The sequence below is a fragment of the Xanthomonas sp. WHRI 1810A genome (assembly GCF_040202885.1).
In the GTDB taxonomy this organism is placed as follows: Bacteria; Pseudomonadota; Gammaproteobacteria; order Pseudomonadales; family Pseudomonadaceae; genus Aquipseudomonas.
Genome location: NZ_JBEGED010000010.1, coordinates 71,628 through 89,444, shown reverse-complemented (window position 1 = coordinate 89,444; position 17,817 = coordinate 71,628). Strand labels below are relative to the sequence as shown.

At 62.0% G+C, this 17,817-nt stretch carries 13 protein-coding genes; 6 read left to right on the top strand and 7 right to left on the bottom strand.

Annotated elements, in window-relative coordinates:
- Positions 1 to 169: 169 nt before the first annotated feature.
- The 3 genes from ABQX22_RS16035 to ptsP are packed head-to-tail and all read right to left on the bottom strand — an operon-like array spanning position 170 to position 5,727.
- A complete protein-coding gene (locus ABQX22_RS16035) occupies positions 170 to 1,909 on the bottom strand; it encodes a PTS fructose-like transporter subunit IIB (protein ID WP_349800843.1) in 1,740 nt (579 codons plus the stop codon).
- A gap of 11 nt (positions 1,910 to 1,920) precedes the next feature.
- Positions 1,921 to 2,862, bottom strand: a complete 942-nt coding sequence (gene pfkB, locus ABQX22_RS16030) for a 1-phosphofructokinase (protein ID WP_349800842.1) — start codon at positions 2,860 to 2,862, stop codon at positions 1,921 to 1,923.
- Positions 2,863 to 5,727, bottom strand: a complete 2,865-nt coding sequence (ptsP, locus tag ABQX22_RS16025; RefSeq protein ID WP_349800841.1) for a phosphoenolpyruvate--protein phosphotransferase — start codon at positions 5,725 to 5,727, stop codon at positions 2,863 to 2,865.
- 435 nt (positions 5,728 to 6,162) lie between these two features.
- On the opposite strand from ptsP, the gene cra reads away from it, so the two are divergent.
- The 5 genes from cra to ABQX22_RS16000 all read left to right on the top strand — a co-directional run bounded on the left by cra (position 6,163) and on the right by ABQX22_RS16000 (position 10,574).
- Entirely contained in the window at positions 6,163 to 7,158 is a 996-nt protein-coding gene (gene cra / locus ABQX22_RS16020; protein ID WP_349800840.1) for a catabolite repressor/activator, read from the top strand.
- Positions 7,159 to 7,160: 2 nt separating this feature from the next.
- Complete coding sequence (locus ABQX22_RS16015; protein WP_349800839.1) at positions 7,161 to 7,940, top strand: TatD family hydrolase; 780 nt, start codon at positions 7,161 to 7,163, stop codon at positions 7,938 to 7,940.
- An 88-nt stretch (positions 7,941 to 8,028) separates the two neighbouring features.
- The gene (locus ABQX22_RS16010) at positions 8,029 to 8,454 is read left to right on the top strand and encodes a low affinity iron permease family protein (RefSeq protein ID WP_349800838.1); all 426 of its coding nucleotides are present in this window, start codon (positions 8,029 to 8,031) and stop codon (positions 8,452 to 8,454) included.
- Between the two features lie 244 nt (positions 8,455 to 8,698).
- The gene (locus tag ABQX22_RS16005) at positions 8,699 to 9,823 is read left to right on the top strand and encodes a DUF3182 family protein (protein ID WP_349800837.1); all 1,125 of its coding nucleotides are present in this window, start codon (positions 8,699 to 8,701) and stop codon (positions 9,821 to 9,823) included.
- Positions 9,807 to 10,574, top strand: a complete 768-nt coding sequence (locus ABQX22_RS16000; protein WP_349800836.1) for an alpha/beta hydrolase family protein — start codon at positions 9,807 to 9,809, stop codon at positions 10,572 to 10,574. The genes ABQX22_RS16005 and ABQX22_RS16000 overlap by 17 nt, the downstream gene beginning before the upstream one ends.
- A 121-nt stretch (positions 10,575 to 10,695) precedes the next feature.
- Here ABQX22_RS16000 and ABQX22_RS15995 read toward each other — a convergent pair whose 3' ends face one another.
- Entirely contained in the window at positions 10,696 to 11,910 is a 1,215-nt protein-coding gene (locus ABQX22_RS15995; protein WP_349800835.1) for a zinc-dependent alcohol dehydrogenase, read from the bottom strand.
- Positions 11,911 to 12,234: 324 nt separating this feature from the next.
- Between ABQX22_RS15995 and ABQX22_RS15990 the strand changes: the two genes are divergently transcribed.
- Positions 12,235 to 13,236: a ketopantoate reductase family protein gene (locus tag ABQX22_RS15990; RefSeq protein WP_349800834.1), complete on the top strand. Its 1,002-nt coding sequence runs from the start codon at positions 12,235 to 12,237 to the stop codon at positions 13,234 to 13,236.
- Positions 13,237 to 13,476: 240 nt separating this feature from the next.
- Here ABQX22_RS15990 and garD read toward each other — a convergent pair whose 3' ends face one another.
- The 3 genes from garD to kdgD all read right to left on the bottom strand — a co-directional run bounded on the left by garD (position 13,477) and on the right by kdgD (position 17,571).
- On the bottom strand, positions 13,477 to 15,030 hold the full coding sequence (gene garD / locus ABQX22_RS15985) for a galactarate dehydratase (protein WP_349800833.1): 1,554 nt from the start codon (positions 15,028 to 15,030) through the stop codon (positions 13,477 to 13,479).
- 12 nt (positions 15,031 to 15,042) lie between these two features.
- The gene (locus tag ABQX22_RS15980; protein ID WP_349800832.1) at positions 15,043 to 16,413 is read right to left on the bottom strand and encodes an MFS transporter; all 1,371 of its coding nucleotides are present in this window, start codon (positions 16,411 to 16,413) and stop codon (positions 15,043 to 15,045) included.
- A gap of 246 nt (positions 16,414 to 16,659) precedes the next feature.
- Positions 16,660 to 17,571, bottom strand: coding sequence for a 5-dehydro-4-deoxyglucarate dehydratase (gene kdgD, locus ABQX22_RS15975; protein WP_349800831.1), 912 nt, complete (start codon positions 17,569 to 17,571; stop codon positions 16,660 to 16,662).
- Positions 17,572 to 17,817: the final 246 nt, after the last annotated feature.

Below are 17,817 nucleotides of genomic sequence, written 5' to 3'. Positions count from 1 at the left end.
AGACGATCAGATTTCGATGTGGGAGCGGACCTGTCCGCGAAGGCGCCTTTACGAACGCCGCATTTCTATCGGCTGGACAATTGCTATCGCGGGCAAGCGCGCTCCTACAGGAGACCGCGCTCCGTCTGTAGGAGCGCGCTTGCCCGCGATGGCGTCAGGTCAGCCAACATCAAGCCCCCGCCGGCACCGCATCGATCTCAACCACTTCCGGCCGCTTCAAGATCGCGTACAACACGCCGGTCACCAGACTGCCCGCCACGATCGCCAGCAAATAGAGCAGCGCGTGGTTGATCGCATTGGGGATCAGCAGCACAAACAGGCCGCCGTGGGGCGCCATCAGTTTGCAGCCGAAGTACATCGACAGCGCGCCAGTCAGCGCCCCGCCCGCGATGCTCGCCGGAATCACCCGCAGCGGGTCCTTGGCGGCAAACGGGATCGCGCCTTCAGAGATGAAGCACAACCCCAGCACCAACGCCGCCTTGCCCGCTTCGCGTTCGCTCTGGGCAAACTTGCGACGGGCGATGAGTGCGGCGATGCCCATGCCGATCGGGGGCACCATGCCGGCCGCCATGGTCGCGGCCATCGGCGCCCCGCTGCTGGACGCCAGCAACCCCACCGAAAACGCGTACGAGGCCTTGTTGATCGGCCCGCCAAGGTCGACACACATCATCGCGCCGAGGAGCACGCCCAACAGCACGGCGTTGGCGGTGCCCATCGTGTCGAGGAAGTGCGTCAGGCCTTCGAGCAGGTCCGCCACCGGCTGGCCGACCACGTAGATCATCACCAGCCCCGTGAAGGCGCTGGCCAGCAACGGGATGATCAGAATCGGCTTCAGCGCTTCGACGCTGGGCGGCAGCTTGGCGTAGCGATTGACCGCCCACGCACTGTAGCCCGCAAGGAAACCGGCAATGATGCCGCCGATAAAACCGGCACCCAGGGTGCTCGCCAGCAGGCCGCCGATCATGCCGGGCGCGAGGCCAGGACGATCAGCAATCGAGTAGGCGATGTAGCCCGCCAACAGCGGCACCATCAACTGAAACGCGGCGCCGGCGCCGATCTGTTTCAGCGCTGCGGCCAAGGTGCCGGGCTCTTCGGCCGCGTGGATGCCGAACACAAACGACAGCGCGATCAACAAACCGCCCGCCACCACCATCGGCAGCATGAACGACACACCGGTCAGCAGGTGCTTGTAGACGCCGGTTTTCTCTTGCTTGACGGGGGTGGCTGAGGCGCCGGCCCCGGACTCGACCTGCGCTTCGGCCAGTGCCTTTTTCAGCGTGGCATCGGGCTGCTTCAGCGCGATACCCGTGCCGCAGCGATAAATGCGCTTGCCGGCAAAACGCTCGGTGGCCACTTCGATATCAGCGGCGAGCAACACCACGTCCGCCTCGGCAATCGCCTGAGCGGTGAGTGGATTGCGCGCACCCACCGAACCCTGGGTTTCGACCTGCAACTCGTAACCGAGTTTCTTGGCTGCCTGCTGAATCGCCTCGGCCGCCATGAACGTGTGCGCGACACCCGTAGGGCAGGCAGTCACCGCCACCAGTCGCGGCTGTGCAGACATGCTCACCGGCGCTGTTTCAGACGCCTCAGGCGCAACGTACGGTTTGGCCTGCTCCATGGCGCTGCGCAAAAAGTTATCCACGTCCTGCAACGCTTGCGCGGGGGTTGCCTGGTGCAGCTTCTTGCCTGCAAAACGCGTCAGGTCCAGCGGCCCGGTGTTGACTACCAGCACCCAGTCGGCGGCCAGAATATCGGCGGCGGTCAGGCGCTCTTCCGGATTGCGCGGGTTGTGCACCTCAACGCTGGTGCTCCAGCCCTGGCGCTGCGCGGCGGCGTCGAGCAGACGCGCGCTCAGGACACTGCTGATCTTGCCGTTGGGACAGGCGGTAACAATCGCTAACTTCATCACAATCCCTCTTACTGTTCGGTCAGCGGGCGAACGTTGACGCCACTGGCCAGCCGCTTGAGCTGGGTCACGTCGTTGATGCCAAAACCAATCTGGGTCACGGCCATGGCGGCAATCGCGGTGGCGATGCGCAAGGTTTGTTCTGCCGGATGGCCACTGAGCAGGCCGTGGACCATGCCGGCGAGCAGCGAATCCCCTGCGCCGACGGTGCTGGCGACCGTGACTTTCGGTGGCAGCGCCTGCAGTGCAATGGTGGAACTGAACCAATGCACGCCTTCGGAGCCCTGGGAAATCACCACGTGCTCGATGCCGCCCTGGCGCAAACGCGCGGCGGCCTCGGCCTGGGCGGCAATGGAAATGATCGGCGCATCCAGTGCGTCTGCCAGCTCTTCGGTGTTGGGTTTGATCAGCCACGGCGAGGCTTCGAGCCCTGCGCGCAACGCTTCACCGCTGGTGTCCAGCGCCACTTTCAGGCCCTGTGCATTCAGGCGCAGCAGCAACGCTTTGAGCCACTGCGCATCGACGCCGCGCGGCAGGCTGCCGGCCACCACCACCGCGTCGAAACCCGGCGCGATCTGCTCGATCCGGGTCGCCAACGCTTGTTGTGCCTCGACACTGACCTGGGGGCCTGCGCCGTTCACGTCGGTGATGCGACCGGTGCTTTCGGCCAGCTTGATGTTGCTGCGGGTTTCCCCCGGCACGCGCACGAACTCGTCGATGAAACCGCGCTGGGCAAACAGGGTTTCAAACGGCTGCTGGTTGTCCACGCCGAGAAAGCCCGCCACCGTCAGTTCATGACCGAGATCGGCCAGCACTTGCGCCACGTTCAGGCCTTTGCCGGCAGCGTGACTGAGCATGGCCTCGCTGCGGTTGACCTGGCCGACCTGCAACGGGCCCAACTGCACCGTCAGATCCAGCGCCGGGTTCATGGTCAGTGTCAGAATCTTCGCCATTTACAAACCCTCCACGAGCGCACGAACGTCACGGGCGCTGCCGACGGACAAGGCCGCCTGCGCCAATTGTTTTGCGCCGATCAAATTCAATTCGCGCACGCAGGCTTTGACTTCGCCGATGCTGCGCGCCGATACGCTTAATTCGTCCACACCCAGACCAACCAGGATCGGCACGGCCGCAGGGTCTGCCGCCAGCTCGCCGCACACGCCGACCCATTTGCCATGGGCGTGGGCGGCGCGAACGGTGATGTCGATCAGTTGCAGCACCGCCGGGTGCAGGCCGTCCGCCTGGGCCGACAGCGTCGGATGCCCACGGTCGATGGCCAGGGTGTATTGCGTCAGGTCGTTGGTGCCGACGCTGAAGAAGTCCACTTCTTTGGCCAGCACCGGCGCCAGCAACGCCGCCGAGGGCACTTCAATCATGATCCCCAGCTGCAAATCGGCGACGGGGATTTCCAGGCGCAAACGTTCGGTCATGTCCCGCGCTGCACGCCACTCTTCCACCGTGCCGACCATGGGAAACATGATGCGCAGCGGGCGATTGTCTGCCGCGCGCAACAAGGCACGCAGCTGGCTTTCCATGACATCCGGGCGCTGCAGGGTCAGGCGGATGCCGCGCACGCCGAGGAACGGGTTTTCTTCTTTGTCGATCGGCCAGTACGGCAGCGGTTTGTCACCGCCGACGTCGAGGGTCCGCACCACCAGCGGACGGCCTTGCAGGTCGTCCAGCACGCGGCGGTATTCGGCTTCCTGGGTCGCTTCGTCGGGCGCAGCGCTGTGGGCCATGAACAGCAATTCGGTGCGCAGCAGGCCGATGCCTTCGGCGCCCTGCTCCACCGCAGCCGGCGTACCGGCGCTGTCGCCGATGTTGGCGAACACTTCCACTGCATGGCCGTCGCGGGTCACGGCAGGTTCGAAGCGCAACGCGGCGGCGGCCTGCAAACGCTGGTCGCGGATGTCACGCTCCTGAATCGCGCGCTGCACGGTGGCGTCATCGGGCGCCACGTTCAGGCGTCCGCGCTGGCCGTCGATCAACAGCGGCGTGCCGGACTTGATCAACAGCACTGCATCGCCGGCGCCAACCAGCGCCGGGATGCCCAGGGCGCGGGCAACAATGGCGCTGTGGGCCGTGGCGCCGCCGCGCGCGGTGAGGATGCCGGCAACCCGCGCCGGGTCCAGGCGTGCTACGTCCGACGGGCCGACTTCGTCCATCACCAGAATGTACGGTTGCTCGGGCTCGACCAGATCGTCGACGCCGCAGATTTGCGCCAGCACCCGACGGCCCACGTCACGCAGGTCCGCGGCGCGCTCGGCCAGCAGCGCGTCCGACAGCTGCTCCTGTTGAAGGGCCGCGGCTTCGATCACGCTGGTCCACGCCGCCGCAGCGCTTTCGCCTTTTTTCAGGCGCAGCGCGACTTCGTCAACCAGTTCGGGGTCGTCGAGCATTTCCTGGTGGGTGATGAAAATCTCACGGATCGCCTTGGCCGTGCTGCGCTGGATCAACCGCTGGATGTCCTCGCGCACCTCAAGCAGCGCCGATTGCAGGCGCGCGTGCTCGGCGGCGTGGGATTCGCCCAGCAGCGGGTATTCAAATACCGGCAGCACATGCACGTGCGCCGGGCCGATGGCGATGCCGGGTGACGCCGCGACCGCTTGAATCTGGCTGCCGGCAGCAGGCGCTACCAGGGTTTTGGCCACTGCCGCAGCAACGGGAGTCGGTGCCGCCGCCACGGTGGGCAGCGGCTCGATGTCTTCGCCCAGCCCTTCGCGCACGGCTGCGATGAGCGCGGGCAGCGCAACGTCGGCCACCGTGGGCTCAGCGATGAATTCCAGCACTTGCCCGCGCCGCACGCCCAGGCTCAGCAGCTTGCTCAGGCTTTTTGCGGAAACGGCGATGTCGCTGCTGTCGACGACCCGCACGCGGACGTCACCGTCAAAACTCTTCGCCAACTGGGCCAGGATCTTCGCCGGGCGGGCATGCAGGCCATGGGCGTTGGCCAGGGCGATACGCTCGGTGGGCCAGTCTTCTGGCAGCTCGCCGCCCAACACTTGCAACACGGCGCGGGTGTTGGTGGCGGCGCCCAGTTCAGGGCCGCGGCCTTCGATCAACAGCGCACACAGGCGTTCGAGCAGCGCTTGATGCGCTTCGCCCAGGCTGGCCAGGCAAAACAGACCGGTCAGCGGCTGGCCCAGGTGACGAAGGGGTTTGTCCGGCGTAACGAACGCCAGCCCCGGACGCTTGACCATTTGCTCGCTGTGCAACCACCACAAACCATCGCCCAGCGGCAGGGGCTCGACCTGGTGCAGCACGGCGGCGAAACCGTTGCTGGCGCATTCGGCCCGACGCAGCAGACGCGCGCCGTGCCAGACCAGCTCTTCAAAATCGTCCACTGACACGCCGAGGCTGACCATCTGTGCGTCCAGCGCCAGCGCTTGCGGCGCGCCTTGCAGCAGGACCAGCAGCGCTTCGGGGTCTTCGGCCTGACGCAGCGCCTGACCGATGTCTTCTTCGCCCAAGGCGCGGGTCAGCAGTTGCAGCAGGCGCAGGTGTTCGTCGGATTTGGCGGCAATGGCGATGGCGAGGTAGACGATCTGACCGTCACCCCAATCCACGCCCTCCGGGAATTGCATCAGCCGCACGCCGGTGGCAAACACCAGGTCGCGGGTGTCCGGGGTGCCGTGAGGGATGGCGATGCCTTGACCGAGGAACGTCGACCCTTGCTGCTCGCGCGCCTGGAGCCCGGCCAGGTAGCCCTCGGCAACCAGACCGTCGGCCACCAGCCGTTCGGCAAGCAGGTTCAGTGCAGCGGTTTTATCCACCGCGCGCTGCGCCATGGAGATTTGCCCTACGGTAAGTTCCAGCATGCCTTTCTCCCTGACAGCGCAGAATCGCGCCCGGTTCTTGTTGTTTAAATCAGTCATCAATGACCGACCGTTTCAGCGAATGAGCGATACCCATCCGACCGTCAATTCGTCAGGATTACAGCGCCATAAATACGCGTGCTGAATCGTTTAATCAAAATCGCCCGGCACGGTACTCGATAATCTCTTTGGGTTGAAGTCCAGCTGGTCGTTTGTAGGAGATTTCTGCTTATAGCCCTGTTGGAGCGAGGCTTGCCCGCGAATCGCGGTGTATCGGTGCCAGTTTTTATTGCCGACCCTACGCCTTCGCGGGCAAGCCTCGCTCCAACAATTTGGCGTCGGGCCCACGTCTGGTGTAATCATGACGCAGATCGGCGAAAATCCTGGTCTGATCAAACACCCCATGACACCGACTCATATAACAAAAGGATGTTCGGGTTGAAACTCAGTGATATTGCGCGTCTGGCGGGTGTCTCCGTCACTACCGCCAGCTACGTGATTAACGGCAAGGCCGAACAGCAACGCATCAGCAGCGCCACCGTCGAACGCGTGCGTGCGGTGGTGGAGGAACACGGTTTCAGGCCTAACGCCCAGGCCGCCGGTTTGCGCAGTCGTCACACGCGCACGCTGGGTTTCATTCTGCCGGACCTGGACAACCCCAGTTACGCGCGCATCGCCAAGCAGCTGGAACAAGGCGCCCGGGCCCGCGGTTACCAGTTGCTGATCGCCAGTTCCGACGACGACCCCATCAGTGAATTGCAGCTGTTGGGGCTGTTTCGCGCCCGACGCTGCGATGCGCTGTTTGTCGCCAGCTGCCTGCCGGCCAGCGATGACAGCTACCGCGAGCTGCAAAAACAGGGGCTGCCGGTGATTGCCATCGACCGGGAGATGGACCCCGCGCTGTTCTGCTCGGTGGTCAGCGATGACCATGACGCCAGCCAGCAACTCACCCGCAGCCTGCTCGAAACCCACCCGCGCCACATTGCCCTGCTCGGCGCACGGCCGGAGTTGAGCGTCAGCCGCGAGCGTACGGCGGGATTCAAGGACGCACTGGACGGGTTCACCGGCGAGGTGATCATTGAGCAAGGCGAGGCTTTCAGCCGCGACTGCGGGCTGCGGCTGGCCGGCGAACTGTTTGACCGGCTCGGTTATCTGCCCGACGCGTTGATCACCACGTCGTACGTACTGTTGCAGGGCGTTTTCGACTTGTTGCAGCAGCGTCAACTGAACCCGGATCAACTGCACTTGGGCACCTTCGGCGATACACAGCTGCTGGATTTCCTGCCATTGCCGGTGAACGCCATGGCGCAGCAGCACCAGATGATCGCCGACACCGCGCTAACGCTGGCGCTGGATGCGATTGAAAAAGACCTGTACGAGCCGGGCACACGCGCCATCGTGCGCACGTTCAGGCAACGAATCCACGGGGCTTGAACGTGAAGCTGATCGACACCCACACCCACCTGGACTTCGACAGCTTTGATGCGGACCGTCCCGCCGTGCTGGCGCACTGCAAGCAACTGGGCGTCGAGCGGATGGTGGTGCTGGGCGTCTATCAGCGCAATCTGCAACGGGTGTGGGATCTGGCCGTCAGTGAGCCGTCGATCTATGCCGCGCTGGGTCTGCACCCGGTCTACATCGATGAACACCTGCCCGAACACCTGGACCAACTCCGGGACCAATTGAGCCGTCTGGCCGGTCATCCGAAGTTGTGCGCCATCGGCGAAATCGGTCTGGATTATTACGTCGCCACCCTGGACCGCACGCGCCAGCAACAGGTGTTCGAGGCCCAGCTGCAAATGGCGGCGGACTTCCATTTGCCCGTTCTGCTTCACGTGCGCCGCAGCCATGCCGATGTCATCGCCACCCTCAAGCGCTTCAAGCTGGCGCGCGCAGGCATCGTCCATGCGTTTGCCGGCAGTCGCGAGGAAGCGCGTGAATACATCAAACTGGGCTACAAACTCGGTCTCGGTGGCGCCGCGACTTGGCCTCAGGCGCTGCGCATGCACCGGGTCATCGCCGAACTGCCGCTGGACAGCGTGGTGCTGGAAACCGATTCCCCGGACATGGCGCCCGCGATGTACCCCGGTCAGCGCAACAGCCCGGAACACTTGCCGGAGATTGGCGCGGCGCTGGCCGGGCTCATGGGTATCGAACCCGGCGCGTTGGCTGAAGCCAGTACCCGGAATGCAAATCAAGTGTTTGGCTGGGCCTGAATCTGTCACGGATTTCATTTTGTAATAAGAAATTTCAAAGCCACACCGCTGTCCCTTAGGTATCACTTTTACGCACCAGGGACACGCAATGAAATTTTCAAAGTTCGCTCAAGCATTATCGAAGTGGACGGGCAGTCCCAAGACGTTTCTGGTTGCTGTGCTGTTGATCATTGCCTGGGCGTGCACCGGGCCGTTGTTTCATTACAACGACACCTGGCAGCTGATCATCAACACCTCCACCACCATCATCACCTTCCTGATGGTGTTCCTGATCCAGAACACGCAAAACCGCGACACCGACGAATTGCACATCAAGATCGACGAGCTGCTGCGGGTGTCGAAAGACGCGCAGAATGCTGTCCTGAGTCTCGATAACCTCGACCAGAAAGAACTGCATGCGCTGCGCAAGAAGTATAAAGCGATGGGCGCCGCCGAGGAGATCGACCACACCCAGCCCTTCCCCGAGCCGTTGAGTGACGAACAAGTGGCCAACGCATCCGCTGATCACCGCTGAGGAACTCCATGCCGTAATGCGCTGCCTACCGTAGGAGCCAGCGTGTTGGCGAAACGGCTTACGCGGTCTTACCTAGAGATCGCTTCGCGAACAAGTTCGCTCCTACAGGGTAAGGTTTGCGTTGGATCTGTAGGAGCCAACTTGTTGGCGAACAGGCTTACGCGGTCTGATTTGTAATCGCTTCGCGAACACGTTCGCTCCTACAGAGACGTCGTGGTTCCATTTCCGAACAGGGAGTTTGTGCATGAGCGGGTCAGAAACCAGCACCGCAAAGTCCGATGTTGTTCTGCTCTCCACCCATAAAACCCTCGCAACACACGAAGTGGCCGTGCATTCAACGCTGGCGGCTCAGATCGCCACGCTGTTGGGCGCCAGGTTCTCCGGTCTCTATGACCCCGCCCTGCACAAGGGCCCTGGGCTTTACTTCATTCCTTCCGACACACTGATCGGCAAAGACGCTCGTAACGCGCTGAACATTCGCTCGGTGCGGGATTTCTTTGGCGGCTTGATTCAGCACCCCTTCATGGCCACAAAGGCGATCTCCCATCGGCTGCTCGATGACGCCACCGCCAAGCCCGAAGGCTGGTCCGACCGTTTTTTCGAAGACGCTGCCGACTCGGTCCTGCATGGCTTTACCGTGTTCAATCTGGCCGACGCGCACCGCGCCGGAAAACGCTTGCTGGCCGAGGGCCCGGTCCGGGTCAAACCCGTGCTGGCCACTGCCGGCCGTGGACAGATCGTTGCGCAGTCCCAGGCGGAACTCGATCAGGCCATCGACGCACAGGACAGCGCCGAGGTCGAAGAATGGGGGTTGGTGCTCGAAGAAGACCTGCACGACGTCATCACCTACAGCGTCGGGCAAATCCAGGTAGCGGGCATCGTGATCAGCTATCACGGCACGCAGAGCCTCACCCAGGATAACGACGGCGAAACGGTGTATGGAGGGTCAGAACTGTGGCTGGTACGGGGCGACTACGACGAATTGCTCAAACTCGATCTCGACGCGGATGTCAGAACGTCGGTCAATCAGGCGATGTGCTACGAAAAGGCAGCCCACGACTGCTTCCCCGACTTCCTTGCGTCAAGGCGCAATTACGACATCGCACATGGCACCAATTCCCGCGGGCAGGTGTGCTCCGGCGTGCTCGAACAGTCCTGGCGAATCGGCGGTGCGAGCCCGGCAGAAATCCAGGCACTGGTGGCGTTCGCCGCCGATCCGGGCCTGAACCGTATCAGCGTATCGACCCACGAAATCTACGGCGAAACCACCCTGCCCGCCGGGGCTAATGTCCTTTACGAAGGCCAGGACCCGGACGTCGGTTTCATCACCAAATTCACACAGGTCAAGCCTTATGACGGTACGCAGTGAAACCATCGACATCACGGTCGATGATCAAAGCATTTCCGGCACTATTCTCACGCCGGGCGCCAAGTTGCCCGGCATTCTCTTCGTCCACGGCTGGGGCGGCAGTCAACAACGGGACCTGGCACGGGCCAAGAACATCACGGGGCTGGGCTGCGTGTGCCTGACCTTCGACCTGCGCGGTCACGAGCGGACCCATGAAATGCGCGCGTCGGTCTCCCGGGAGCAAAGCATGGCGGACCTGCTGGCCGCGTACGACCGTCTGGCCAGCCACCCCGCCGTCGACAACAACGCGATTGCCGTGATCGGCAGCAGCTACGGGGGCTATCTGGCGACGATTCTGAGCGGGATCCGCCCAGTGCGATGGCTGGCCCTGCGGGTACCTGCGTTGTATTGGGATGCGGATTGGGACATGCCCAAGCAGGCGCTGGATCGCGACAAGCTGGCGCATTACCGCCGCTCCGCCGTGACGGCCGCCGACAATCGGGCGCTGGCCGCGTGCAAGGATTTCAAAGGGGATGTGTTGCTGGTGGAGTCGGAAACCGATGACTACGTGCCCCACGCGACGGTCATGAGCTACCGCACAGCCTTCGACCTCGCGCATTCGTTGACCTACCGCTTGGTGGACGGCGCCGACCATGCACTGACCAGTGATACCAGTCAGTTGGCGTACACTACGATGCTGACCAACTGGATCAGCGAGATGGTGATTGGCTCGCGGATCGTTGATTACCCGCATTCTGAGGCGTTTGCCTGAGAAGCAGAGCGCTGTAGGAGCGCGCTTGCCCGCGAATGCATTCTTTCAGCGCTGCACTTCTCGCTGACAAAACGCTTTCGCGGGCAAGCGCGCTCCTACAGGTAATCATTGCCGCTTAGGTTTACTGCACCACCACATCATTGGCCGACAGATCGGTACGGCTGTCGAAGCCCGGGGTCAGGATGATCTTGCGGCAATCTTCTTCTTTCTTGTCGAAGATCTTGTACCCGTCCGCCGCTTCTTCCAGCGACATCCGGTGGGTGACGATGGCTTCCGGCGCCAGCGCACCGCTTTCGATGTACTCCAGCAGTTCCGGCAGGTAACGCTGAACGTGGGTCTGGCCCATTTTGAAGGTCAGGCCTTTGTCGAACGCATCGCCGAACATGAAGCCATGGATGAAGCCTGCGTAGACGCCCGGCACGCTGACCGTACCGCCACGGCGCACGGCCGCGATGCACTGACGCAGCGCCTTGCCGCTGCTGCCTTCGAGCTTGAGCGTGGCCAGGATGGTTTCCGTGGTGCTGCCTTTGGCTTCGAAGCCCACCGCATCCACCACGCCGTCCACACCGCGCATGCCGGGGGTCTGGCGAATGATGGTGTCTGCCGGATCATCGTCTTCATCGAAGTTGATCGGGATTACGCCGTAGGTGAACTGCGCGTAGGCCAGACGATAGGCGTGGTGATCGACCATGAAGATCTTCTCGACACCGAGCATCTTCGCGACTGCAGCGGACAGCAGGCCTACCGGGCCGGCGCCGTAGATGGCCAGGCTCGAACCTTGCCCTACGCCCGCATTGAGCACCGCCTGATACGCGGTGGGCAGGATGTCTGACAGGAACAGCACTTTCTCGTCCGACAGATTACCCGGCACTTTGAAGGGGCCGACGTTGCCCTTGGGCACGCGCACGTACTCGGCCTGGCCACCCGGAATGCCGCCGTACAAATGGCTGAAGCCAAACAGCGCAGCACCCGGCGGAATCGATTTCTTGTTCATGATCGCGCCACGACCGGTGTTGGTGGTTTCGCAGGCGGCGAACAGGTCCATCTGGCAGAAGAAGCAGCCACCGCAGGCGATGACGAACGGGATCACCACGCGATCACCCGGCTTGACGGCCGTCACCTGGGGGCCGACTTCCTCGACGATGCCCATGAATTCATGGCCGAAGATATCGCCATGCTCGGTCGCCGGTATCTTGCCGCGGTACAGGTGCAGGTCCGAACCGCAGATCGCGGTGGCGGTGACTTTGAGCAGGACGTCGTCCGGCTCCTGGATAACCGGATCGGCCACGGTTTCGACACGCACGTCGTGGGCGCCGTGATAGGTCAGTGCACGCATGAACTTCTCCTGGTTTTAGTTATAAAAGTGCTGGTGTGCAACGAGTGGTGTGCTCGCCGCCTCTAGAAATAGGGAGGAGAGAACGCAGGATGAAGTTCAGGCGCGTTTAACGGGAAGCGGACAGGCGGGACATGTCGTCTCTGTAGGAGCGCGCTTGCCCGCGATTGCGGTGTGCCAAATGGCAAATCATGCGCTGGTACACCGCAATCGCGGGCAAGCGCGCTCCTACAGTTACGTCCCCCACTGGCGCTGACAACGAGGTTCAGGCCAAATTGCACAACCGGCAGGCCTCACGCAGCCGAAGTCCGACCCTCTGGAGCCGTTATGAATTCTTCCACCCTGCGCGTCTGCATTGCGGGCGCTGGCGCCATTGGTTGCACGCTGGCGGCACGCATCGCCATGAGCGGCCAGCCCGTCAACGTGTTCGCCCGAGGCAAAACCCTTGCCGCCCTGCAAGCCAACGGCATCCATCTGCACGACCTGGAGGGGCGCCATCACGTCACCGTCAACGCCAGCGACAACGCGCAGACACTGGGCGAACAGGACGTGGTGTTTCTCTGCACCAAGGCACCTTCACTGAGCACACTGTTGCCGCAGATTCAGCCGCTGATCGGCCCCGATACGCTGGTGGTCCCGATGATCAACGGCGTGCCATGGTGGTATTTCCATCACGAAGGCGGCCGTTTTGAGGGCGAACGCATTTCCGGCGTCGACCCCGATGGGGTGATCAACGCGTCACTGGATTTGAACCAGGTGATCGGCTGCGTGGTGTTCATGACCGCGCAATCCTCGGCGCCCGGTGTGGTCAGCACCCACAACCCGTATCGGATCATCTTTGGCGAGTTGAACAACGCACTGACGCCCCGGCTGGAAACGGTCTGCTCGCTTATCTACCGTGCAGGCATCGAAGCCCAGGGCTCGGACAGGATTCGCGATCAGCTGTGGACCAAGATCATCGCCAACCTGACGTCAAACCCGGTGTCGGTGGTGACCGGGGCAACGCTGGAGCAGATTTACGGTTTGCCGGAGATGCGGGAGTTGGCGCTGGCGACGTTCCATGAAGCCATGGCCGTGGCCACGGCGTACGACGCGCGATTGAGCATGGAGCCGACCACGTTCATCCAGTTCGGCGCCAGCATGGGCGCGGTGCGGACCTCGATGTTGCAGGACTTCGACAAGGGCCTGCCGCTGGAACTGGCGGCGATCGGCGATGCGGTGCTGGAGATGGCGGCAAGAGTGAACATCCCGATGCCCGTGACCCGCAGCATCGTGACCCTGGCCCGGTTTTGTGGCGAGCACCCGCACAAGGAGCATGGGCGGCATTGAGTGACGGCGTTGTGGGAGGGAGCTTGCTCGCGATGAGGCCATCCTGTTCACGAGAGATTGGCACCGAACAGCATGTCGCGAGCAAGCTCCCTCCCACAGATTCAGCGATGGGCTGTTGGAGCAAGGCTTGCCCGCGAAGCTGAGTCCCCGGTTTACCTGAGACTCCGCGTATTCATCTTCGCGGGCAAGCCTCCCAACAAGACCGGTGTTCGGCGCAAACCTTGCGCCGCAATCGAAAACTCAGGTAATCGGTGCCGGGTTGAACAGGGTGATGTCGTTGTGCAAACGGTAGTGCTCGGTCCAGGTCTTTTTCTTGCCGCTGGCCACGTCCAGGTAGAAGTGGAACAGCTCCCAACCCAGGTCTTCGATGCTCGCGCGCCCTGTGGCAATGCGCCCGGCGTCGATGTCGATCAGATCGGGCCAGCGTTGCGCCAGCTCGGTCCGGGTCGACACTTTCACCACCGGCGACATCGCCAGACCGTACGGCGTACCGCGTCCGGTGGTGAACACGTGCAGGTTCATCCCGGCCGCCAGTTGCAGCGTCCCGCAGACAAAATCGCTCGCCGGCGTCGCGCAGAAGATCAATCCTTTGCGTGAAACCCGCTCGCCAGGGCCCAGCACCGCATTGATCGCGCTGCTGCCGGATTTGACGATGGACCCCAGGGACTTCTCGACGATGTTCGACAACCCGCCCTTCTTGTTGCCCGGCGTGGTGTTGGCGCTGCGGTCGGCCTCGCCTTTTGCCAGATAACGGTCGTACCAGTCCATTTCACGAACCAGTTCTTCGGCGACGCCTACCGTCTCGGCACGCGCTGTCAGCAGATAGATCGCATCCCGCACTTCCGTTACTTCGGAGAACATCACCGTCGCGCCAGCGCGCAGCAACAGGTCAGACGCATAACCCAGGGCCGGGTTGGCGGTGATCCCGGAAAACGCATCGCTGCCGCCGCACTGCATGCCCAGGATCAACTCCGAGGCCGGCACGGTTTCGCGACGACGCAGGTCGAGTTTCTTCAGTCGGCTTTCGGCCAGCTCCATGATCTGCTCGATCATTTCGTTGAAGCCGTGACTGGAATCCTGCAAGCGGTACAACCAGGGATCGGTGAGATCCACAGAAGCATCGTCTTCGTGCATGACCTGCCCGGCCTGCAATTTCTCGCAGCCCAGACTGATCACCAACGCTTCGCCGCCCAGGTTCGGGTTGCGCGCCAGATTGCGCACGGTACGAATCGGGATGTACGCGTCCTTGGCCGTGATGGCCACGCCGCAGCCGTAGCTGTGGGTGATCGCCACCACGTCATCGACGTTCAGGTATTTGGGCAGCAGCTCTTCGCGGATGCGCTTGACGGCAAAGTCCAGCACGCCGGTGACGCATTGAACCGTGGTGGTGATCCCCAGGATATTGCGGGTGCCCACGGTGCCGTCCGCGTTGCGATAGCCCTCGAACGTGAAGCCTTCCAGCGGCTCGCCCCGGACCGGCACCGCGTCCGACATCGGCAGGCTGTCCAGCGAGGGCGCCGACGGCATTTGTAACTGATCTTCCCTGACCCAACTGCCCTTCGGAATCGGTTGCAGCGCATAGCCAATCGTATGGCCGTAGCGAATGATCGGCTCGCCCTGAGCGATGTCCACGGTATTGACCTTGTGGCTCTGGGGCACGTTGTCGATGGTCACCAGACCATTGTCGAATTCGGTCCCCGCCGGTACGCCCTGGTCATTGACCACGACGACGACGTTATCAAGCGCATGCAAGCGAATGTAACGTGGCGAGTCGGCATGTTGGATCAAGTTCATCACGGTTTTTCCTCAGAGTTTTGCTTGAGAAAGATCGGCTTCACTGGCCGGTTGGACGCCCTTCGTTGGGGCTTCCTTGAGTTCTACACGTTTGATTTCACCCACGATGAACAGGTAACTGATCACCGCCACCAGCGCGTTGGCGCCGACGAACACCAGCGCCCATTTGAACGAGCCGGTGGTGCTGATGATGTACCCAATCACGATCGGTGTGGTGATCGATGCGATGTTGCCGAACATGTTGAACAGGCCGCCGCTCAAACCGGCAATCTGTTTGGGCGATGCATCGGACATCACGGCCCAGCCCAGCGCGCCCACGCCTTTGCCGAAGAACGCCAGGGCCATGAAGCCCACGACCACCCATTCGATGTCGACGTAGTTGCAGGTGACGATGGAAGTGGAAAGCAGCAGGCCGCAGATGATCGGCGCCTTGCGGGCGAAGGTCAGCGAATGGCCCTTGCGCAGCAGGTAGTCGGAAATGACACCGCCCAATACGCCACCGATGAAGCCGCAGATCGCCGGCAACGAGGCGATGAAACCGGCCTTGAGGATGGTCATGCCGCGTTCCTGAACCAGGTACACCGGGAACCAGGTCAGGAAGAAATAGGTAATTCCGTTGATGCAGTACTGCGCCAGGTAAATGCCCAGCATCATCCGATTAGTCAGCAGTTGCTTCACGTAGTCCCATTTCGGACCGCTGGCCGACCCTTTGCCCTTGTCCTGATCCATGTCGACCATGCCGCCGTTGTTGGCGATGTGATCGAACTCTTCCTTGTTGATTTTCGGGTGATTGCGCGGGCTGTGGATTACTTTCAGCCAGATCAGCGAGAAGACGATGCCGATGCTGCCCATGACCACGAACACGTGCTGCCAGCCGAAGGTGTAGACGATCCAGCCCATGATTGGGGCGAACAGGACGGTGGCGAAGTATTGCGCCGAGTTGAAGATCGCCGAGGCAGTCCCGCGCTCGGAAGTCGGGAACCAGGCCGCCACGATACGGGCGTTGCCGGGGAAGGACGGTGCTTCCGCCAGGCCGACCATGAAGCGCAGCGCGAACAACAGGAAGATGGCGGTGGAGAGACCGAATTCACCGACGTAGCCTTGCAGCACGGTGAACAACGACCAGGTAAAGATGCTCAGTGCGTAGACTTTCTTGGAACCGTAGCGGTCCAGCAGCCAGCCGCCCGGGATCTGGCCGGCCACATAGGCCCAACCAAATGCAGAGAAGATGAAACCGAGAGTGACGGCGTCGATGCCGAGGCTTTTTTGCAGGCTGGAGCCCGCGATAGCGATGGTTGCACGGTCGGCGTAGTTGATCGTGGTCACCAGAAACAGCATGAGCAAGATCAAATACCGGACGTGAGTCGGCTTGGTTTTCTGCATGTTCGAAACTCCCACTAATTATTTTTTTGTGCGGGTTAAACGATCTTTTATGTGTGTGTACGACTCGCCGCTGCCCCTTTGTTCAGCTGCGATTGGAGCGGTCCTGCATGAAACCTTGGGTTCGACTATCACGCGTGTGGAATCCCTGCCAACGCGAACACCTGTTGCTTTCGAGCCTTGCGAACACGAATAGCCGACGGCAAAAAACCGCTGACTGATCAGCGGTTTCCAGTGCGGGCCGTACGGTTATTGCGCGCCCTGCTTGTCCATCAAGGCAGCGAGCATTTCGCACTCTTCTGCCGTCAGGTCAGTCAGTGGGGTACGTACCGGACCTGCGTCGTAGCCTGCGATTTTCGCGCCGGCCTTGACGATGCTGACCGCGTAACCGGATTTGCGGTTACGAATCTCCAGGTAGGGCAGGAAGAAATCGTCGATCAGCTTGCCGACGGTTTCGTGGTCGTCGCGCGCGATGGCGTGGTAGAAATCCATGGCCATTTTCGGCAGGAAGTTGAACACGGCCGAGGAGTAGACCGGCACGCCCAGCGCCTTGTAGGCCGCGGCGTAGACTTCAGCGGTCGGCAAACCGCCCAGGTAGGAGAAGCGATCGCCCAGACGGCGACGGATCGACACCATCAGTTCGATATCGCCCAGACCGTCTTTGTAACCGATCAGGTTCGGGCAACGCTCGGCCAGACGCTCCAGCAGCGTTGGCGTCAGGCGGCAGACGTTACGGTTGTAGACGACAACGCCGATCTTGACCGACTTGCAGACCGCTTCAACGTGGGCGGCAACGCCGTCCTGGCTGGCTTCGGTGAGGTAGTGAGGCAGCAGCAGCAAACCTTTGGCGCCCAGACGTTCGGCTTCTTGAGCGTACTGGATGGCTTGACGGGTCGGACCACCGACACCGGCCAGGATAGGCACGCTGTGTTCGCAGGTGTCGACGGCCGTCTTGATGACTTCGGAGTATTCGCTGGCGGCGAGGGAGAAGAACTCACCGGTACCACCGGCCGCGAACAGAGCAGTGGCGCCATACGGGGCAAGCCACTCGAGACGCTTGATGTAGCCCGCGCGATTGAAATCGCCCTGAGCATTGAAATCGGTAACCGGGAAGGACAACAGACCGGCAGAGAGGATGGACTTCAGTTCTTGTGGATTCATTATTCGAACACCCTGAGTAGCGAGTTTTTGTGGATGAAGCATCAGTCCTGCGCTGATGTCGTAAGTCATCGTACAACCGTAAATGAACGGACTCAATAGGGGGACGGGAATTTAATGTATGGGGCGGATAGGTGGTGGCTCGCCAGTCACGAAACCCGCGTTTTGCTAGCGCTTCGCGCTAGATCGCCGGCAAGCCAGGCTCCCACGCCCTGCGGGCAGAAGCAATGTGTGGGCAGATAGGTGGTG